Source organism: Delftia sp. 60 (assembly GCF_002754395.1).
Lineage (GTDB): Bacteria > Pseudomonadota > Gammaproteobacteria > Burkholderiales > Burkholderiaceae_C > Comamonas > Comamonas acidovorans.
The window spans coordinates 2,617,733-2,634,397 of sequence record NZ_PEFD01000001.1; the positions used below are offsets into that span (position 1 = coordinate 2,617,733).

At 67.2% G+C, this 16,665-nt stretch carries 13 protein-coding genes and 2 pseudogenes; 2 read left to right on the plus strand and 13 right to left on the minus strand.

Going from position 1 to position 16,665, the window contains the following annotated elements:
• Position 1: 1 nt before the first annotated feature.
• The 8 genes and pseudogenes from CLV01_RS11820 to CLV01_RS11855 form a co-directional block, all read right to left on the minus strand.
• Positions 2-634: an ANTAR domain-containing response regulator gene (locus tag CLV01_RS11820; protein ID WP_175403295.1), complete on the minus strand. Its 633-nt coding sequence runs from the start codon at positions 632-634 to the stop codon at positions 2-4.
• A gap of 4 nt (positions 635-638) precedes the next feature.
• Complete coding sequence (locus CLV01_RS11825) at positions 639-1,781, minus strand: transporter substrate-binding domain-containing protein (RefSeq protein ID WP_065347367.1); 1,143 nt, start codon at positions 1,779-1,781, stop codon at positions 639-641.
• A gap of 153 nt (positions 1,782-1,934) precedes the next feature.
• Positions 1,935-2,642: a branched-chain amino acid ABC transporter ATP-binding protein gene (locus CLV01_RS11830; protein ID WP_065347366.1), complete on the minus strand. Its 708-nt coding sequence runs from the start codon at positions 2,640-2,642 to the stop codon at positions 1,935-1,937.
• Positions 2,639-4,468: a branched-chain amino acid ABC transporter ATP-binding protein/permease gene (locus CLV01_RS11835; protein WP_099734230.1), complete on the minus strand. Its 1,830-nt coding sequence runs from the start codon at positions 4,466-4,468 to the stop codon at positions 2,639-2,641. The genes CLV01_RS11830 and CLV01_RS11835 overlap by 4 nt, the downstream gene beginning before the upstream one ends.
• Positions 4,461-5,293, minus strand: a pseudogene (locus CLV01_RS11840) (branched-chain amino acid ABC transporter permease). Before CLV01_RS11840 ends, CLV01_RS11835 begins: the two are co-directional and overlap by 8 nt.
• Before the next feature lie 41 nt (positions 5,294-5,334).
• The gene (locus CLV01_RS11845) at positions 5,335-6,501 is read right to left on the minus strand and encodes a substrate-binding protein (RefSeq protein ID WP_065347364.1); all 1,167 of its coding nucleotides are present in this window, start codon (positions 6,499-6,501) and stop codon (positions 5,335-5,337) included.
• A gap of 40 nt (positions 6,502-6,541) precedes the next feature.
• Complete coding sequence (locus CLV01_RS11850) at positions 6,542-7,372, minus strand: nitrilase family protein (RefSeq protein WP_065347363.1); 831 nt, start codon at positions 7,370-7,372, stop codon at positions 6,542-6,544.
• A 348-nt stretch (positions 7,373-7,720) separates the two neighbouring features.
• Entirely contained in the window at positions 7,721-8,563 is an 843-nt protein-coding gene (locus CLV01_RS11855) for an META and DUF4377 domain-containing protein (protein WP_013803395.1), read from the minus strand.
• 333 nt (positions 8,564-8,896) lie between these two features.
• Here CLV01_RS11855 and CLV01_RS11860 point away from each other — a divergent pair, with 333 nt between their 5' ends.
• Positions 8,897-9,475: a DUF2242 domain-containing protein gene (locus CLV01_RS11860; protein ID WP_013803394.1), complete on the plus strand. Its 579-nt coding sequence runs from the start codon at positions 8,897-8,899 to the stop codon at positions 9,473-9,475.
• 22 nt (positions 9,476-9,497) lie between these two features.
• On the opposite strand, the gene CLV01_RS11865 is transcribed toward CLV01_RS11860, so the two are convergent.
• The 5 genes from CLV01_RS11865 to CLV01_RS11885 form a co-directional block, all read right to left on the minus strand.
• On the minus strand, positions 9,498-10,370 hold the full coding sequence (locus CLV01_RS11865) for a peptidoglycan DD-metalloendopeptidase family protein (protein ID WP_099735176.1): 873 nt from the start codon (positions 10,368-10,370) through the stop codon (positions 9,498-9,500).
• A gap of 122 nt (positions 10,371-10,492) precedes the next feature.
• A complete protein-coding gene (locus CLV01_RS11870; RefSeq protein ID WP_099734229.1) occupies positions 10,493-12,757 on the minus strand; it encodes a DUF3300 domain-containing protein in 2,265 nt (754 codons plus the stop codon).
• 183 nt (positions 12,758-12,940) lie between these two features.
• On the minus strand, positions 12,941-13,258 hold the full coding sequence (locus CLV01_RS11875) for a DUF2322 family protein (RefSeq protein WP_013803391.1): 318 nt from the start codon (positions 13,256-13,258) through the stop codon (positions 12,941-12,943).
• Positions 13,259-13,349: 91 nt separating this feature from the next.
• On the minus strand, positions 13,350-14,066 hold the full coding sequence (locus tag CLV01_RS11880; protein WP_099734228.1) for a class I SAM-dependent methyltransferase: 717 nt from the start codon (positions 14,064-14,066) through the stop codon (positions 13,350-13,352).
• Positions 14,067-14,195: 129 nt separating this feature from the next.
• Positions 14,196-16,004, minus strand: coding sequence for a glutamine--tRNA ligase/YqeY domain fusion protein (locus tag CLV01_RS11885; RefSeq protein WP_013803389.1), 1,809 nt, complete (start codon positions 16,002-16,004; stop codon positions 14,196-14,198).
• A gap of 230 nt (positions 16,005-16,234) precedes the next feature.
• On the opposite strand from CLV01_RS11885, the pseudogene CLV01_RS11890 reads away from it, so the two are divergent.
• Positions 16,235-16,599 (plus strand): annotated as a pseudogene (locus CLV01_RS11890) (hypothetical protein).
• Positions 16,600-16,665: the final 66 nt, after the last annotated feature.

Consider the following 16,665-nt stretch of genomic DNA (forward strand, 5'->3'; position numbering starts at 1 on the left):
ATCACCGCCGCCGCGCCGGCCCGGGTGCCTTGGCGAAGCCCAGCTTCTCCATGGCCTCATGGGTCTCCAGCACCATGGCCGACACTTCGGCCACGGTCACCCGCAGGCCGGTGGCGCGCTCGCGCATGTGCACATAGGCCTGCTCCTCCGTCATCTGCTGGTGGTCCACGAGCACGCGGATGGCCTTCTCGATCTGGCGGCGCGACTTGATGGTGGATTCGAGCTTGTCGATCTTGCCCTGCAGCCGCTGCTGGAACCCCTGGGCCGACCTGGCCAGCACCAGCGTGCTGAGAATGCCCGAGGAGCGGAATGGCTTGGTGATCACGCCATGGGCCTGGGTGTCCAGCAGCAGCTTCAGGGTGGTGGGGCTTTCGTAGTCCGACAGGGCGACCAGCGCCGCGTCCACGGTGCCGGCATTCCAACCCGAACTGGCCTCCAGGTCCTGGGTCACCTGGAAAAAGATGACATCGGCGCCCGAAGGCGGCTCGGGCGGCAGCGGCCAGACGATGCGCAGCCGGCACCCGATGCGCTGCAGCTGCTCCACGATGATGTCGCGGTCTTCCCCGGGAGGATGGACGACGGCGACGCAGATGCTGCGCAGGTCTTCGTACAGGCGTCGCAGGCTGGAACTCATGGTCTCACCTCAGCCAGAACTCGGAAAACCCGAAGGTGGAAAAGTAGGGATCGGGCCTGACCGGCTCCATGGCTTCCCAGACGATATCGAACTGCCCGTCGCTGCGGCAGATGCCTATGCGGGGCGTCAGGCTGCAGTGGTTATTCTCCGGGTCCACCGTGATCGGTCCTTCGGGGGCCTCGAACCGGACCCGGTGCGCCGCCTCGACCAGCTTGCGCCGGTCCAGGCTGCCCGAGCGCTGTAGCGCCTGGGCGAACAGATGGATCTGGGCGTAGGCCAGCTCGGACCACATGCTGGTGGGGCGATCTCCGAAGCGCGAGCGCCACAGCGCGATGAAGCGCCGGTTGCTCTCGCTGGCCACCGAGCCGAAGTAGGTGGCTGCCGTGATATGTCCCTCGCACAGCAACGGGCCTATCTGGCGTATCTCCTCTTCCACCATGGACAGGCTCGCAATGGGCGTGCGCAGGGGATCGAGACCGAAGTCGCGGTACAGCTGGTAGAGCAGCCGCGCAGACTGGCCGACCATGGTGGAGAACACCGCGTCGGGCTGGGCGGCCTGTATGTCGGCCAGGACTTCCTCCACTTCGGCGCGGCTGGCCTCCAGCGGCAGATAGACCTCGTCGAGCACCTCGCCGCCGTGCTGCTCCACCAGGTCTCGCATGATTCGGTTGGACTCGCGGGGGTAGATGTAGTCGGCGCCCACGAAAAACAGCTTGCGGCCCCGGTTCTGCAGCAGGTAGGCGGCCAGTGGCACATTGTTCTGGTTGGGCACGGCCCCCGTGTAGATCACGTTGGGCGAGTACTCGAAGCCCTCATAGAACGAGCAATACCACAGCAGTGCGTTGTTGCGCTCTATCACCGGAAGCACCGCCTTGCGGCTGGAAGAGCGCGAACAGCCGAAGATCACGTTGACCTCATCTTCCAGCAGCAGCCGCGTTGCGAGCTGGCGATACTCCGTCGCATCGCCCCTGGGGTCGTAGGCCACGGGGATCAGCGGCCGGCTCAGAACGCCGCCGAGCTGGTTGATTTCCTCGATGGCCAGGGCAGTGCCGAGGAAGTGCTCGGACTCCGTCACCCCCGTGGGGCCGGAGCGCGAGAACAGCACGCCGATGCGCCAGCCATCGTCCATCTGGGTTTCGTGGGTCATGGAGAGGCTTTCACGGGTTGGAGATTCCTGGTCGCGGGATACGCGTCCAGTGCCTGCGGTCCTGCCGGACGGGCAGCAAGACACGAAGCTTCGGCGGATGCGGGTAAGAATGCGGGGGCATAAGGCATGGTGCTTGCTCCGTGTTGGCAAGGGTCAGACCCGCAGATGCCCGAACACCGCCTCGACCGCACCAACTGCACGGGCCGGCCCCTCGTCGATCAGCTCGCCTTGCTTGAGGATCGCGTACCGGTCCGCCACCTGCAGCGCAAACGGCACGTTCTGCTCCACGATCAGCATCGCCGTGCCATGGCGCTGGCGCTCCTGGGCCAGGGCCTGGGCCAGCCGCTCGATCACCGAGGGCTGCAGTCCCTCCGTGATTTCGTCGAGCACGATCACCGAGGGGCGCATCATCAGCGCCCTGGCCAGCAGCAGCATCTTCTGCTCTCCGCCCGACAGCGTGCCCGCAGGTTGCTGCAGCCGGCTGCCGAACAGCGGAAACAGGGGCTCCACGGCGGCCAGGCGCTCCGGAAACAAGGCCTGCTGCGCCAGTCCCAGCCGCAGGTTGTCGCGGATGCTGAGGTCGGCAAACAGCGCATGCTCCTGTGCCGCGTAGGCCATGCCACGCCGGGCGATGCGGTGGGGTGCCATGCGCGTGATGTCCTCGCCATGCAGGCGCACGGCCCCCGTCTTCTTGGGCAGAAAACCCATGATGGTCTTGAGCAGCGTGCTCTTGCCCATGCCGTTCTTGCCCAGCAGTGCGACGGCTTCGCCCTGGCCTATGGCCAACGACAGATTGCGCAGGACGACCGAGCCCCGGTAGCCGCTGGTGACACCGTCCAGTGCCAGCACGGTGGAATTCATGCCGCCTCCTTGTGCCCGTGGGCACTGCCCGAGTAAATCGTCCTGACCAGGGGCGAGTCCACCACCTCGCGGAAACTGCCCTGCATGGCGATGCTTCCCTGGTGCAGCACCACGACACGCGTGGCGATCTGCTCCACGAAGTCCAGGTCATGCTCGACCAGCAGGCAGCACAGCCGGTAGCGCCCGGCCAGCGAGGCCAGGACTTCGCCGATCTGCGTGCGCTCGGTTTGGGTCAGCCCGGCTGTGGGCTCGTCCAGCAGCACCACGCGCGGCTCCAGCGCCAGCACCATGGCCAGTTCAAGCGCCTGCTGCTCGCCGTGGGACAGGTCGCGCGCCACGTGGCCGAGCTTGTGCTCCAGCGCCGTCATGCGCACCACATGCAGGGCATAGGGCGGCAGGCGCAGCGCGCCATCGCGACGCACCAGCGAAGGCCGCTCAAGCCGCGTTCCTGCAATGCGCAGGCACTCGGCCACGGTCAGCGATTCGAAGATATTGGCGTTCTGGAACTTGCGCCCCAGCCCGAAGCGCACGCAGGCCTCGGGAGGCTGGCGCCCAATGTCATGGCCGCACAGCCGTATCGTCCCCGCGCTGCGCTCGGCGCCGTCGCTCATGCAGCGCATCAGCGTCGTCTTGCCGGCGCCGTTCGGCCCGATCAGCCCCACCAGCTCCCCGGCATGGGCCTCCAGATCAATGCCCTGCAGCACCTTCAGTGCACCGTAGTGCCTGGCCACACCCTGCATGTGGATGGCCGCTTTCTGCAGCCTGTCCTCCCCGTCCGGCATGCCGTCCATCTCCCGCGGGGCGCGCTCCTGCAAAAGAGGCGGGTCCTCAGCGTCCTGGCCGGTCCTGAAGGGCTTGAGCAGCAGGGGCATCAGGCCTTGCGGAAGCAGCACGATCACGACGACGAAGGCCGCCCCCAGGATGAGTTGCCAGGCAAACGGCATGCTGCTGCCCAGATAGGCGGAGGCCACATTGATCAGCACCGCGCCGGCCAGAGGGCCCCACAGCGTGCCCCTGCCGCCCAGCGCCACCCAGATGATGAACTCGGTACCCAGCGCAAAGCCCGCCAGCTCGGGCGCCACCACGCCGCTGAAGGAGCCGTACCCGAATCCGGCCAGGCCCGCGACGGCCGCCATGGCCACCAGCAGGAGGATCTTGACGATCGATGTATCGATGCCCAGGTAGGTGCAGCGCACCTCGTTGTCGCGGATGGCCGACAGCACCCGGCCGGCGTCGCTGCGCACCAGCATCCAGCCCAGGCCGCCTGCCATTGCCAGCGCGCCCATTGCGATGCCGTACCAGGCCTGCATGGACAGATCGAAGCTCTCGTAGCCCGTCAGGCCCGAACTGGACCCCGTCCACTCGCCGCCGGACAGCAGCAACTGCGTCAGCACTATGGGCAGCACCAGCGAGATCACCGTGGCAAAGAACGGGGAAGCTCCCCGGTAAAAAGACAGCCAGCCCACCAGGGCCGCCACGACGGCGCAGGCAGCCACCGCCAGCCCCATGGCCAGCAGGGCCGAGGCCGGACCCGGCCCCATGTATGTGAAGACCAGGCCGGCCGCATAGGCGCCCATGCCGAAGAACGCTGACTGCCCGAAGGTCAGATAGCCCGTATGGCCCCAGAGAATGTCCACGGTCACGGCCACGATGGCGAAGAAAAAGGCCTTGACGAGAATGTTCTGCAGATAGCTGTCGAAAATCCAGGGCCCTGCCGCGAACGCCAGCACGGCCAGTGTGGCCAGGACTGCCGTGGGACGCAGCCAGGGCGCTGATGCGGTGCGGGCGGGCAGCACGGCGCTGCCAGGTATGCGTGCTTCAGCCATGGGAGAACCCCCGTGGGCGGATGCGCAGCGTGACGGCGGCAAGAACGGCGATGGTCAGGCCGCCAAGGACCGGGTTGGCATAGGTGCTGACCAGCACCTGGGCCGTGCCGAACACCGCACAGGTCAGCAGCAGGCCGCCCATGGAATGGCCGGAAACCATGACCAGCATGAAGGCGCTGACCAGCCAGGACAGGCCCATGTTCGGGTCCACGCTGGACAGCGGCGTGATCATGGCGCCGGCCAGGGTGCCCAGGCCGGCGCCGAGGCTGAACGTGATGAAGCGCACCCGTCCCGAATGGATGCCCAGGCTGCTGGCGAGGTCCTCATTCATGATCACGGCGCGCGTCCTGACACCGAAGTCCGTGGCATTGAGCAGGCCCGCCAGCAGCAGGCACATGAGCAGCGCGACGGGCACCAGCAGGAGCCGGTAGGCCGAGTAGTCCACCCCAGGAGCTGCCAGGTTCCGGACAGCGGGGCGCTGACGAACTGCACCTCGCGGCCGAACGCCATCATGATCAACTGGCCGATGACGATGCCCAGGCCCCAGGTGGCCAAAATGGCATCGAGCGGCCGCCGGTACAGCGGCCTGACGATCAGCCGCTCCACCAGCATGCCCGCCGCCACGCCCGTGACGAAGGCCAGCGGCCAGCCCAGCCAGGGATCGATCTGCAGCCGGGTCACCACGTAGCTGGCATAGCCGCCCAGCGTGAGCAGGGCGCCATGCGCGAAGTTGACGATTTTCATCACCCCGAAAATCATCATCAGCCCGACCGTGACGATGAACAGCATGCTCGCCGTGGTCAGCAAATCCAGTAGCAGCACCATGGTGCCTCCTTGCAGGGTTGCGGTGGAAGGGGGGCTGCCCGTCACTTGAGGTTCGGGCACTGCATGCCGGGGTCCACCTTCTCGAAAGTCTCCAGCACCTTGACCGTCCCGTCGGCCTGGACCTGGCCCAGGCGCATGGCCAGCGGCGTGTGCCGGCTGCGGCTCATCTGGATGACGCCGCGCGGGCCATTGAAGGACACCTCCGCCAGCGCCCTGATCACCAGCGCCGCGTCCGTGGAGCCGGCCTTCTCCACCGCCGCCTTGAACAGATGGAAGGCTTCGTACTGCGGTTCGGACAGCTCGTTCGGCGTTTTCATTTCCGCTCCGAACTTCTTTTGCATGGCCTGCATGAAACGTTTGTTCTCCGGCGTGTCTATGCCGGTCAGGTACGAGGCCGACAGGAGCATCCCCTGCGCATCGGTGCCCATGGTCCTGGCCGTTCCCTCGTCGACGGCCAGGTTGCCGTAGGGCAGCGACAGGCCAGCCGCTTTGAGTTGCTTGGCCAGGGACACATTGGGGGCGCCGCCTGCCGTGGCGCTGATCAGGGCGTCGGCCTTTGCCGACCGGAGCTTGGACAGCACCGAAGTCCAGTCGCTGCCATCGATGGGCAGATATTCCTCACCCACCACCTTACCGCCCTGCTGCTCTATGTACTTGCGCGTGAATGTCAGCATGCCGCGGCCGAACGCATAGTCATTGCCCACCAGAAAGAAGTTCTTGGCATTGCGGTTCTTGGCGAGGAAATCCACCATGGGCGCCACCTGCTGCTCGGGCACCCAGCCGTTGACGTACATCCAGGGATTGCACGAACGGCCTTCGTAGAACGACGTGTAGATATAGGGGAGCTTGCCCCGGTTGATCACGGGCAGCGCCGCGTTGCGCGCGGCGCTGGTTTCCATGGCGATCACCGCGCTGACCTTCTTCTGGAACACCAGGGTGTCGAAGGCCTTTTGCGCGCCCACGGCGCCCGAGGCGTCGTCGGCAATCTCCAGTTCGACCTTGCGCCCCAGGATGCCGCCGGCCGCATTGATCTCCTCCACGGCCAGTTGCGAAGCCTGCACCACGGCCGGGGCCACGACGCTGTTGGCGCCTGAAAGTCCGACCGCCACGCCGATGCGCAGGGGCTCGGCGGCGTGTACCTGCCATGCCAGCAAGGGCGCGATAGCCAGGGCCGCAGTGCGGCGTGCAATGGATGTGAGCGATTTCATGCAAATGGCTCCAAAAAAGAGGGGGATGGATGGAAAGGACTCAGGGCTGCGGGCGCGGCCATCCCGTGCCCAGCATGGCGTCGTAGATGTCGGTCCTGCGGTCGCCCAGCACATGGTTGAAGGCGCTCAACCGGCGCTTGCGGCGCGCGTCCTCCAGGTCGATCGATGCGTGCAGGATCTCCTCGGCATGCACCGAAGCGGGGCCGGCCAGCGGCCAGCCTTCGGCGCCTACGATCAGGCTTTGGCCTATGAAGGGCTGGCCGCGCTCCGTGCCGGTGCGGCAGGCGCAGACGATGCTCAACGCGTTGCTGTGTGCATTTGCCATGGCCAGCGTATTGGCCATGGCCGGCCGGTCTGCGGGCTGGCCTCCCATGGGGACCCAGTTGGTCGGCATGGCCACGATGTCCACGTCCTGCATTGCCAGCAGGCGATAGGTTTCGGGAAACCAGCCGTCATAGCAGATCAGCACGCCCAGACGCCCCCATTCGGTGTCGAACACGGGCAGGCCCCGGTCCCCGGGCTCGAAGAACACGTTCTCGTCTCCCCACAGGTGCAGCTTGCGGTAGGTGCCCAGGTATCCCTGGGGACCCAGGACCACGGCGGTGTTGTAGAGACGGTCGCCCGCGCGCTCGGCAATGCCGGCAACGATGTGCACATTGCAGCGCCGCGCCACATCCATCCAGACCTGGGTGCAGGAGCCGTCCGGGACGGACTCCGCCAGCGCAAGTGCCTCGGCGCGGCTGGCAAAGACATAGCCGGTGTTGGCCAGCTCGGGCAGCACCACGAGGTTGGCGCCCTGGGCGGCGGCGCGCTCAATCAGATCCACCGAGTGCGCAAGGTTTTCGCCCTTGCGCCCCACGCGAGGCTCCATCTGGATGCTGGCCACCGCAAGCGGGGGCCTAGGGGATACCTGGGATACCGTGGACGGCGGGCGCGAGTCAGGAAGACTTTCCGTAGAAGACATGCAGGCTCCAAAAAGCAAAAAGCCCCCGACGGCGCCGTAGGCGCATGTCAGGGGCTTTCATAGCCGATATGAGTCAGCAGTTATTGCTGAGGTTGGGCACGAGAGAGGTCTCGGCCGTGGCAATCATGTTGTCGTCCCGATTGACGGGTGTCAAACCAGTAGATTCCCGGACATGGGCTGGCCCAGGCCGTCTCCTTCCGAAAAAAAAAGGCCTGCGCAATGCAGGCCTTCAGGGCTGTTGGGAGGCAGGCGCGCTCAGCGGCCCACGCGCTCGCTCTCGACCACCATGTCCAGCACATAGGCGTAGGCCGATGCATCGGCGGGCACGTTCTGGCGCTTGTAGCGCTGGATGCGCAGCACGTTGCGGATGCCGGGTTCGTGCTTGTAGCCCTCGATCTCGCTGTAGAAGTTCTCCCACTCGCCGGTGGAGGTCTTCACGCCGTTGTCGCCGTAGCGGATTTCGCGCACGCGCAGGCACTGGAAGTCCTTGATCAGCGGGTGATTGCAGGCCGTGCGCTGGGGTGCCACTTCCAGGAAGATGCGCTCGCCGGCGCTGCCGTACTGGGTCTGGGCGGTGGGCGAGCCGTCGAACTGCCAGCGCGTGCCATCGATGAAGGTGAGCGTCAGGCGCGCAGGCTGCTTGCCTTCGCCCAGTTGCACGGACCATTGCTTGGCCGTGGGCAGGATGCGGGCCACCTTTTGCTCCAGCGCCATCAGTTGGTCGTCATCGCAGGCCATCAGCGTGCTGGCGGCGCGTTGGGTGGCGATGCGGTTGCCTTCGGTGCGGTAGCCCGTGGTCACCACGTTGCACAGGTTCTTGACGGCCAGGCGCTGGTCGGCGAATTCCAGTTGCAGGGGCCGCTTGCGCGAGGCGGCGGTCAGGAACCAGCTCTGGTCTTCGGTGCCCTGGGGCGTGAAGGCCTGGCGAAGATTCCAGTGGTAGGCGGTCAGCGATTGGGCATCACCGGGTGGGCCGGCAGGGGCCGACGCCTGGGTCTTGGCGCCTTCTTCGGCGTTGCCACCCTTGTCGATATGGCTGCAGGCGCCGAGCCCCATGGTGACGATCACGGGCAGGCACCAGGTCCAGCTTGGCTTCATGTTGAATTCCTTGGTTGATGGGTACGGAGACAGGCTCAGGCGCGGCGGGCTGGTGGCAGCCCTGGCGCGGCATGTGCCGCGCCGGCCCCTGGCCGAACCGGGGCACCATAACGCAGATGCGCGGCGGCGCCTGTCAGAACGGGGCGCTATTCACATTCCTTTGCATCTATTTGATGCAGGCGGAAAAAACGGATTGCTGCAAAGTTGCCGGCCGATGCGTTGCGCTCAGGTGAGAATAGGCGGCCAGCCGCCATGCCATCCGCAGGCTGCGGCGCCGGAGCAAGGAGCAGGTTCGTGTATCGACGTTGGAGTGCAGCAAACAGGGTGCGTGGCATGCGCTACGCGGGAGCTTTGGCCATCATTGCAATGCTTGCGGGCTGCGGCTCGACCATTCCCCAGCATGTGCCCGTGCAGGAGAGCTTCGGCTCCACCGAGACCTTCTCGCGCATGTTCGATGCTTCGCCGGCCCAGACCTGCGAGGCCGCGCGCCGCGCGCTGCTGAGCCAGGGCTACATCGCCATGGCGCGCACGGCCGAACTCATAGAGGGCAGCAAGAGCTTCCAGCCCGACCCCGAACTGAACCTGCAGATGAACATCCGCGTGGTCTGCGTGCCCGAGACGGCCGATGGCCAGGTCAGCATCGGCTTTGTCACGGCGCTGCAGGACCGCTATACCTTGAAGAAGAGCGCCAACTCGGCCAGCCTGGGCGTGGGCGCGCTGGGGTCGGTGTCGCTGCCGTTCTCCTCGGGCAGCGACTCCATGGTCAAGGTGGGAAGCGAGACGATTGCGAAGAGCGGTTTCTACGACAGCTTCTTCGAGCTGGTGTCGCGCTACCTGGCGCAGGACCGTGAATCCATCGCCGTGCCCACGCCGGTGGCGCCGCAGAACACCATTCCCTCGGCCAACCACTGACGCCGGCGGGCGCCGGACCGGTTCACGCCGCCAGGAACAGCGCCGGGTCCACCATGGCGCGGTTGAGCATCACGCCCCAGTGCAGGTGTGGGCCGGTGACACGGCCCGTGGCGCCCACCTTGCAAAAGGCATCTCCCGTGTCCAGCTGATCGCCCAGCTTACACTGCACGCTGCTCAGATGGCAGTACATGCTCAGCAAGCCGCCGCCGTGGTCCAGCCACACGGTGCCGCCGTTGAAGAAATAGTCGCCCACATCCACCACCTTGCCCGGCAGCGGCGCGACGACGTTGGTGCCCGTGGCTGCCGCGATGTCCATGCCGCTGTGCGGATTGCGCGGCTGGCCGTTGAACACGCGGCGCAGGCCGAAGCTGCTGCTGCGGCGACCCGGCACGGGCTGGCGCATGCGCAGGTCGCCAGGGCGTGCGGGCGGCTCGGTGAACAGCGCCATGATGGTCTGCTGGTGGGCGCGTTCACGCTGGTAGCGGGCATCGTCCTCGGGTGACAGGTCCACGGTCTTGGGCGAGACCTTCAGGCGCTGCTCGGTGTATTTCTTGTCGCGCACTTCGTAGGGCAGGGTGCGCGGTGCGCCTTCGCCCTTCACCGTCACGCCATGCGTGCCGGGCGCCACCGACAGCGCAATGCCGACCACGGCCGTCCATTCGATCATGTCGCCCACCACCAGCACGGGCACGTCGCCGGCCAGCACCTGGGGCCGCTGGGCCGATGGCCCCAGCGACAGGCGGGCCACGCCACCGGGCACGCGGCTGTCATGCGGCCAGGGGGATTCCCCGGAGGCCGCAGCGGCCCAGGCCGGGACCATCAGGCCCGCGCCCGAGGCGCACAGGGATTGCACAAACAGTCGGCGGGAGCGGGAATTCGTCGTCGGTATCTGCATGGGGGAAGCGGGGGGGCTGTGGTCGAGCGCCCCATTGTCCGCCATGCCGGCGCGCCAGCTTGCCATCGCCTCAACGCCATGACTCCATGACGCGATGGCATTCAAATGCGCTTGCGCGCCGCTCAACGGTCCCGGCGCTCGTCGCGCCCGCCGCGCCGCTCCTGTGGGCGGGCCGCGTTGGCCATGCGCTGCTGTTGCTGGCGTTGCTCCTGCTGTGCCCGGGCCTGCTGCTGCTGGGCACGCGCCTGTGCCTGGGCCTGCTGTGCTTGCTGGGCCTGCATGCGTTGCTGCTGGGCAGCCTCGAACTGCTGCTGTCTTTGCTGCTGCGCCTGCCGCTCCTGCATCTGGGCGTGTCTTTGCGCCTGCTGCTGGGCCTGTTGCTGGGCCTGCATCCTGGCCTGCATCTGCTCCTGTGCGCGTGCCTGCTGCTGTTGTTGTTGCTGCTGCATTTGCTGCTGGCGCGCCTGGTCCTGGGAGCGCTGCTGCAAGGCCTGGCGATCGCGCTCGGCCTGTTGCCGGGCCTGGGCTTGCGCCTGAACCTGGGCCTGGTCACGCGCCTGATCCCGCATCTGCGCCTGGGCCTGCATCTGGACCTGGCGCTGCTGTTGCTGGCGCGCCTGTTCCTCGCCGCGAAGGCGGGCGGCCTGTGTCTCCATTTGCTGCTGTTGCTGCTGGCGCTGGCGCGCTGCATCGGCCATGGAGCGGTCGCGGTCTTGCCTGTCCTGTGGCCTCATGCCCTGCTGCGTGGCTGCGGAAGACCAGGAGGGCACGCGGGAGTCGCGGCCCCTGTCACCCTGCATGGCTGCCGCAGGCAGTGCTGGCGCGGGTCGCTGCGCGGCGCCCGGTGGGGATGAGGGGGCCGATTGCGCAGACTGAGGGGACTGCGGCCACTTGCCGAACTGGCCCGGCTGCGAGGCCGGCACCGGGTTCATCCGGGGCTGCAGCGAGGCCTGGGGCCGGTCATCGGGCCTGAGGCCCGGGCGTCCGCGATCGGCGCCATCGTGCCGGGCAAAGCCCTGGGCGCCGCCGGGCGGCACCATGCCTTGGGCGGACGGGGGCGGGCCGCCCTGCGGCGGCCTCAGGCCCAGGCGTTGGGGCATGCCCGAATGCGCTGCTGCGGCGGCGCCGGCCATGCCTGCGGCACCGGCCAGGGCCGCAGCGGCCATGCCGCCTGAACGTGGGTCACCAGAACGAGGGTCACCGGAGCGCGGGTCGCCCGAGCGAGGATCACCACCTTGCTGCGGGAAGTCAGGGCGGCGCGGCTCGAAGTGCGGGTTGTTCGCGATGTTGGTGACGTTGCCAACGTTGTTGATGTGCGTGTTGTGGATGTTCTGCACCACCGTGGTCGAGCGCGAGACGTAGGTGTTGTTGTTGTAGATCACGGCCGGGCGGCGCGAGGGCGGTGGCGGCGGTTCGTTGCGGTGCCAGCGGTAGCCCGGCTCGCCCCAGCGCATGCCCCAGGAGTTCCAGCCCCAGGGGCGGCGGTCCACGGACTCGGCCAGGATCACGCCTGCGCCGAAGCCGATCAGCCCCGCCACCACGGGCGCGGCCGAACTGCCCACGTATACGGGTTGCGGCGCCACGATGGGGCGGTATCCGCCGTACATCGGCACGGGCTCGCCATAGACCACACCCGGGTCGTACTGCGGCACGTAGACGGTGTCAGGCTGGGCCGGTGCGATCTCGATGAACTGCGGCGGCGTGTCGATCACCGGCACGGGCAGCATGGACGACAGCGGCTCGCCCACGGCCTGCGGTGCGGGCTGGGGCACGGGGGGCGGGGCATCGGCCGTGGCCACGGCCACCTTGAGCCGGCTGGAGTCCTTGAGCGTGCCGGCCTTGTAGGCGCGCTGGCGCATCACCTGGATGGCGTTCATCACATCGGCCGGATCGTTGTAGTAGGCCTTGCCCAGGGCCGTGGTCCAGGGAACGTTGGATGACAGCTGCGCCAGCACATTGGGAAACTGCGCCAGCGACTTGACCGAAGGGTCCCAGTCCTGGCTGTTGACGGCGTTTTGCAGTTCCTCGGGCTTGAGGCCGGGGTTCTGCCCCATCCACACCTCGGCGGCGCCGACCTGGTCGGGATAGGTGGAGGCGGCCAGCACCTGGGCCACGAGCTTGTCGGGGTACAGCGCAATGGGCGCCACCATCTGGTAGAGCGTCTCGGCCGAAGGCGGCACATAGGCCACGGGCGTGGCGACGGGCTGGGCGCTTTCGGTGGAAGGCGGCAGCGGCGCGCTGGCGGCCTGCGGGGGCTTGTCCTGGGATTGGTTGCAGGCGCTCAGCGCCAGGGCGGCGGCCAGGCCCAGCACGCTCAGGCGCAGGGCGCCAGCGTGGGAAGTTGAGCGGGCCGTGGTGCGTGCTGTGGGCACGGCGGATTGCTGCATTGCGTTCTCCTGGGCAGGAACGCCTTGCGCGCCGAAGCGGCAAGGCACATGTCATTTGAACGCCAAAGTGCACGCTGCGTTGACACCGGCGTGTCAGCCGATGCCCCCAGTCCGCGCAACTTCTGTGACGCGGTGTTTACCCAGGCTGAATCAGGCGGCGATCAGGCCGCGCTCAGGCCGCGATCAAGCCGCGATCAGGCGGGCCTGGTAGCTCTCGGCACCCTTGGACCAGGCCAGCAGGCGGTCGATGTTGGGGTGCTTGCCAGGGAAGGCGATGGCGTCTTGCGTGTGCTCGGCATACCACTCCAGGCCCAGCTCTGCGGCGGCCGGCGTGATGCTGCCGCCGTACAGCGCGGCCAGCGCGTGGTACACGGCCAGCGAGCCGGTCTGGCCGGGCTTGTTCTCGATGGTGGCCACGACCTGGCCCTGGGCATCGGCCAGCTGCAGCGCGGCGAGGTGGGTGACGGTGGGCAGTTGCTGAAGGCGTGCGGAGAAGTTCATGCTGAAAGGCAAATCAAAGGGAAAAGGGAGAAAGGGACGGGTCCACCGGCGCCGGGCGTTCTGGTGTTTCAGTGGTTCAGTGATTCAGTGGTCAGGCCTTGATGGCAATCCAGGCACACCAGAACAGGCTGGAGAAAAAGCGCTTGGGCTGCACGAAACCGGCCTGGGCCAGCAGCTGCTCCACCGCCTCTTCCGAGGCCGGTGGAACCGCGCCCTGCCGGATTTTGCCGAGTTTCGCATGGACAGCGGCCTCGTCCACGCCCGCCATGCGCCAGCGCATGGCCCAGGCTTGAAGGAACAGCGGCTCGCTGTCATAGCGGTGGCGGTTGCAGGCCAGGATGAAGGGAGCCCCCGGCGCCAGCCGCGCTGACAGGGCCTGCAGCAGCTGCAGCTTGTCCGCGTCGTCAGGGACGTGGTGCAGCACGCCGATCAGCGTGGCCGCGTCGAACACCGTGCCGGCCGGCAGGTCCTGCACGGCGCAGGGAGCTGCCTGCACCTGGGCCGACAGCCCCGCCGCGGCGATGCGGTCCATGGTCTGGTCCAGCATGGGGGCCGAGGGGTCGGCAGCCGTGAATTTCCACTGCGGCCTGAGCCGCGCCGTGGCCAGGATTTCCTGGCCCGTGCCACCGGCGCCGCCAATCAGCACGGACTTCGGTCCGGCATCCAGGCTGGCGGCCAGCAGGCAGGCGGCCAGCTCGTGGCAGGCGTCGTAGCCGGCCAGTGCGATGCGGCTTTGCGTTTCGTACTCGGCCGCGCGGGAGGTGTCGAACTTGGCGGCGGAAGCCGCCTGTGGCAAGGCTTGGTTCATGGCCTGGCATTGTGCTGAGGCCACGGCCCCCGCAAAAGCGCCGATGTGCGATGGCCCACCCCTGCAAAGCAGGATGGTGGGCCATCGTCGGGGAGGAGCGGTGCAGGTGCCCTTCAGCGGGCCATGCGCCTACTTGCCCCAGGAGTCCTTGAGACCCGTTGCGCGGTTGAACACGGGCTTGCCCGGTGTGTGGTCCTTGCGGTCGGCCACGAAGTAGCCGAAGCGCTCGAACTGGAACTTGTCGTCAGGCTGCGCGTTGGCCAGCGAAGGCTCCACATAGGCGGTCACCACCTTGAGGCTTTCCGGGTTGAGCAGCGTCAGGAAGTCCTTGCCACCCGCATCGGGCTGCGGGTCGGTGAACAGGCGGTCGTACAGGCGCACCTCGGCCTGCACGCCGTCGGCCACGCCCACCCAGGTGATGGCGGCCTTGACTTTGACGCTGTCCGCACCCGGCGTGCCGCTCTTGGTGTCGGGCACCACGGTGGCCAGCACCTTGGTGACGTTGCCCTCGGCATCCTTCTCGCAGCCCGTGCACTCGATCACGTAGCCGCCCTTCAGGCGCACCTTGTTGCCGGGGAACAGGCGCTTGTAGCCCTTGGGCGGCACTTCGGCGAAGTCCTCGCGCTCGATCCACACCTCGCGGCCCAGCGTGAAGCGGCGCACCGGCACCTGCTGGCCTTCGGCGGCGTGGGGCAGGGCGGGCAGCTCGCAGGCTTCCAGGTGCTCGGCGCTGCCGAAGACCTCGGCCCAGTTGGTCAGTTCCAGCTTCAGCGGGTCCAGGGCCACCATTCCGCGATGGGCCTGGTTCTCCAGGTCCTCGCGCAGGCAGCCTTCCAGCGTGGAGTAGTCGATCCAGGCGTAGTCCTTGGTCACGCCGATGCGCTCGCAGAAGGCCTGGATGCTCTGGGGCGTGTAGCCACGGCGGCGCAGGCCGACGATGGTGGGCATGCGCGGATCGTCCCAGCCGCTGACGATGCCGTTGTCCACCAGGTGCTTGAGCTTGCGCTTGCTGGTGATCACATAGGTCAGGTGCAGGCGCGAGAACTCGTACTGGCGCGGCTGCGGCGCAGCGATCAGGCCGCCTTCGCGCAGATGGTCCAGCAGCCAGTCGTAGAACGGGCGCTGGTCCTCGAACTCCAGCGTGCAGATGCTGTGGGTGATGTGCTCCAGCGCGTCCTCGATGGGATGGGCGAAGGTGTACATCGGGTAGATGCACCACTGGTTGCCGGTGTTGTGGTGCTCGGCATGGCGCACGCGGTAGATGGCGGGATCGCGCAGATTGATGTTGGGCGATGCCATGTCGATCTTTGCGCGCAGCACGGCAGCGCCATCGGGCAGCTTGCCGTCGCGCATTTCGCGAAAGCGCGCCAAGTTCTCGGCCACCGTGCGGCTGCGGAACGGGCTGTCCACGCCGGGGCGCGAGAAATCGCCGCGGTTGGCCTTCATGTCGTCGGCGCTTTGCTCGTCCACATAGGCCAGGCCCTGCTCGATCAGGTACTCGGCTGCGCGGTACATGAAGTCGAAGTAGTTGCTGGCGAAGTACAGGTTCTCGTGGCCGTCGGCTTCCTTCCAGCCGAAGCCCAGCCAATGGACGGCATCGATGATGCTGTCCACGTACTCCTGGTCTTCCTTCTCGGGATTGGTGTCGTCGAAACGCAGGTGGCAGGCACCTTCGTAGTCGCGCGCCAGGCCGAAGTTCAGGCAGATGGCCTTGGCGTGACCCACGTGCAGGTAGCCGTTGGGCTCGGGCGGGAAGCGTGTGCGGATCTTCGCCACGTCCACCTGGCCCTGGTTGTGGTGGTCGCCATCACCGGGGCTTCCACCCCAGCGGCGCTGGGCGTGGGTACCGTTGGCCAGGTCGGCCTCGATGATTTGGCGCAAAAAGTTACTCGGTTTGACCGGATCTTTGGAGATGGGGGAGGCGTCAGCAGAGCTCATCGCAGCATTGTAGGCGCCCGCCTGCAGACCCGCTCCGGACGGCTTTCGGACAGCCGCGCCAGCCAAGGGTTGAGGCATTTGGAAACAAACTTGTAGAAAAGCCTGCCATCCGTAGACCCCTCTCGCGCGTTGAGAATGCAGGGCGTATGCCGTCCCCCTGTGCCAAAGTGCGGGAAGGCGGCACCAGCGGCAATGCCTGCCACGCCTGTCCAACTTCGAGGAGAGACACCATGACAACGACAGCTTCCCCGTGGGTTGCAAAAGCAGCAGCAGCCGGCCTGGCCCTGGCCGCCCTCATGGCTTCGGGCGCCGCCCAGGCCCGGGGCGATGTGCACTGGTCCATCAGCCTGAATTCGCCGGGCATGTATGGCCCGCCCGTCTATGTCGCGCCTGCCCCCGTCTATGTGGCACCGCCCCAGCCCATCTACTACGCCCCCCGCCGCCGGTCTACTACGCGCCGCGCGCCGTCTACCGTGCTCCGCCCGTCGTGGTCGTTCCCGGCTACGGATACGGCTATGGTGGCGGCTACCGGGGTGGATACCGTGGCGAGTACCGCCATGGCCATGGCCACGGGCATGGCCACTGGCGCCGTTGATCTGAGCTGAACCGCGCTGAACCGACTCTTGCCGCCCCTTGGGGCGGCTTTTTCCGTGGTGCCTGC

Bases quoted from the DNA above. Each gene is read 5' to 3' on its own strand.
- CLV01_RS11820 (WP_175403295.1), bottom strand. From the start codon at position 634: ATGAGTTCCAGCCTGCGACGCCTGTACGAAGACCTGCGCAGCATCTGC.
- CLV01_RS11825 (WP_065347367.1), bottom strand. From the start codon at position 1,781: ATGACCCACGAAACCCAGATGGACGATGGCTGGCGCATCGGCGTGCTG.
- CLV01_RS11830 (WP_065347366.1), bottom strand. From the start codon at position 2,642: ATGAATTCCACCGTGCTGGCACTGGACGGTGTCACCAGCGGCTACCGG.
- CLV01_RS11835 (WP_099734230.1), bottom strand. From the start codon at position 4,468: ATGGCTGAAGCACGCATACCTGGCAGCGCCGTGCTGCCCGCCCGCACC.
- CLV01_RS11845 (WP_065347364.1), bottom strand. From the start codon at position 6,501: ATGAAATCGCTCACATCCATTGCACGCCGCACTGCGGCCCTGGCTATC.
- CLV01_RS11850 (WP_065347363.1), bottom strand. From the start codon at position 7,372: ATGGAGCCTCGCGTGGGGCGCAAGGGCGAAAACCTTGCGCACTCGGTG.
- CLV01_RS11855 (WP_013803395.1), bottom strand. From the start codon at position 8,563: ATGAAGCCAAGCTGGACCTGGTGCCTGCCCGTGATCGTCACCATGGGG.
- CLV01_RS11860 (WP_013803394.1), top strand. From the start codon at position 8,897: ATGCGCTACGCGGGAGCTTTGGCCATCATTGCAATGCTTGCGGGCTGC.
- CLV01_RS11865 (WP_099735176.1), bottom strand. From the start codon at position 10,370: ATGCAGATACCGACGACGAATTCCCGCTCCCGCCGACTGTTTGTGCAA.
- CLV01_RS11870 (WP_099734229.1), bottom strand. From the start codon at position 12,757: ATGCAGCAATCCGCCGTGCCCACAGCACGCACCACGGCCCGCTCAACT.
- CLV01_RS11875 (WP_013803391.1), bottom strand. From the start codon at position 13,258: ATGAACTTCTCCGCACGCCTTCAGCAACTGCCCACCGTCACCCACCTC.
- CLV01_RS11880 (WP_099734228.1), bottom strand. From the start codon at position 14,066: ATGAACCAAGCCTTGCCACAGGCGGCTTCCGCCGCCAAGTTCGACACC.
- CLV01_RS11885 (WP_013803389.1), bottom strand. From the start codon at position 16,004: ATGAGCTCTGCTGACGCCTCCCCCATCTCCAAAGATCCGGTCAAACCG.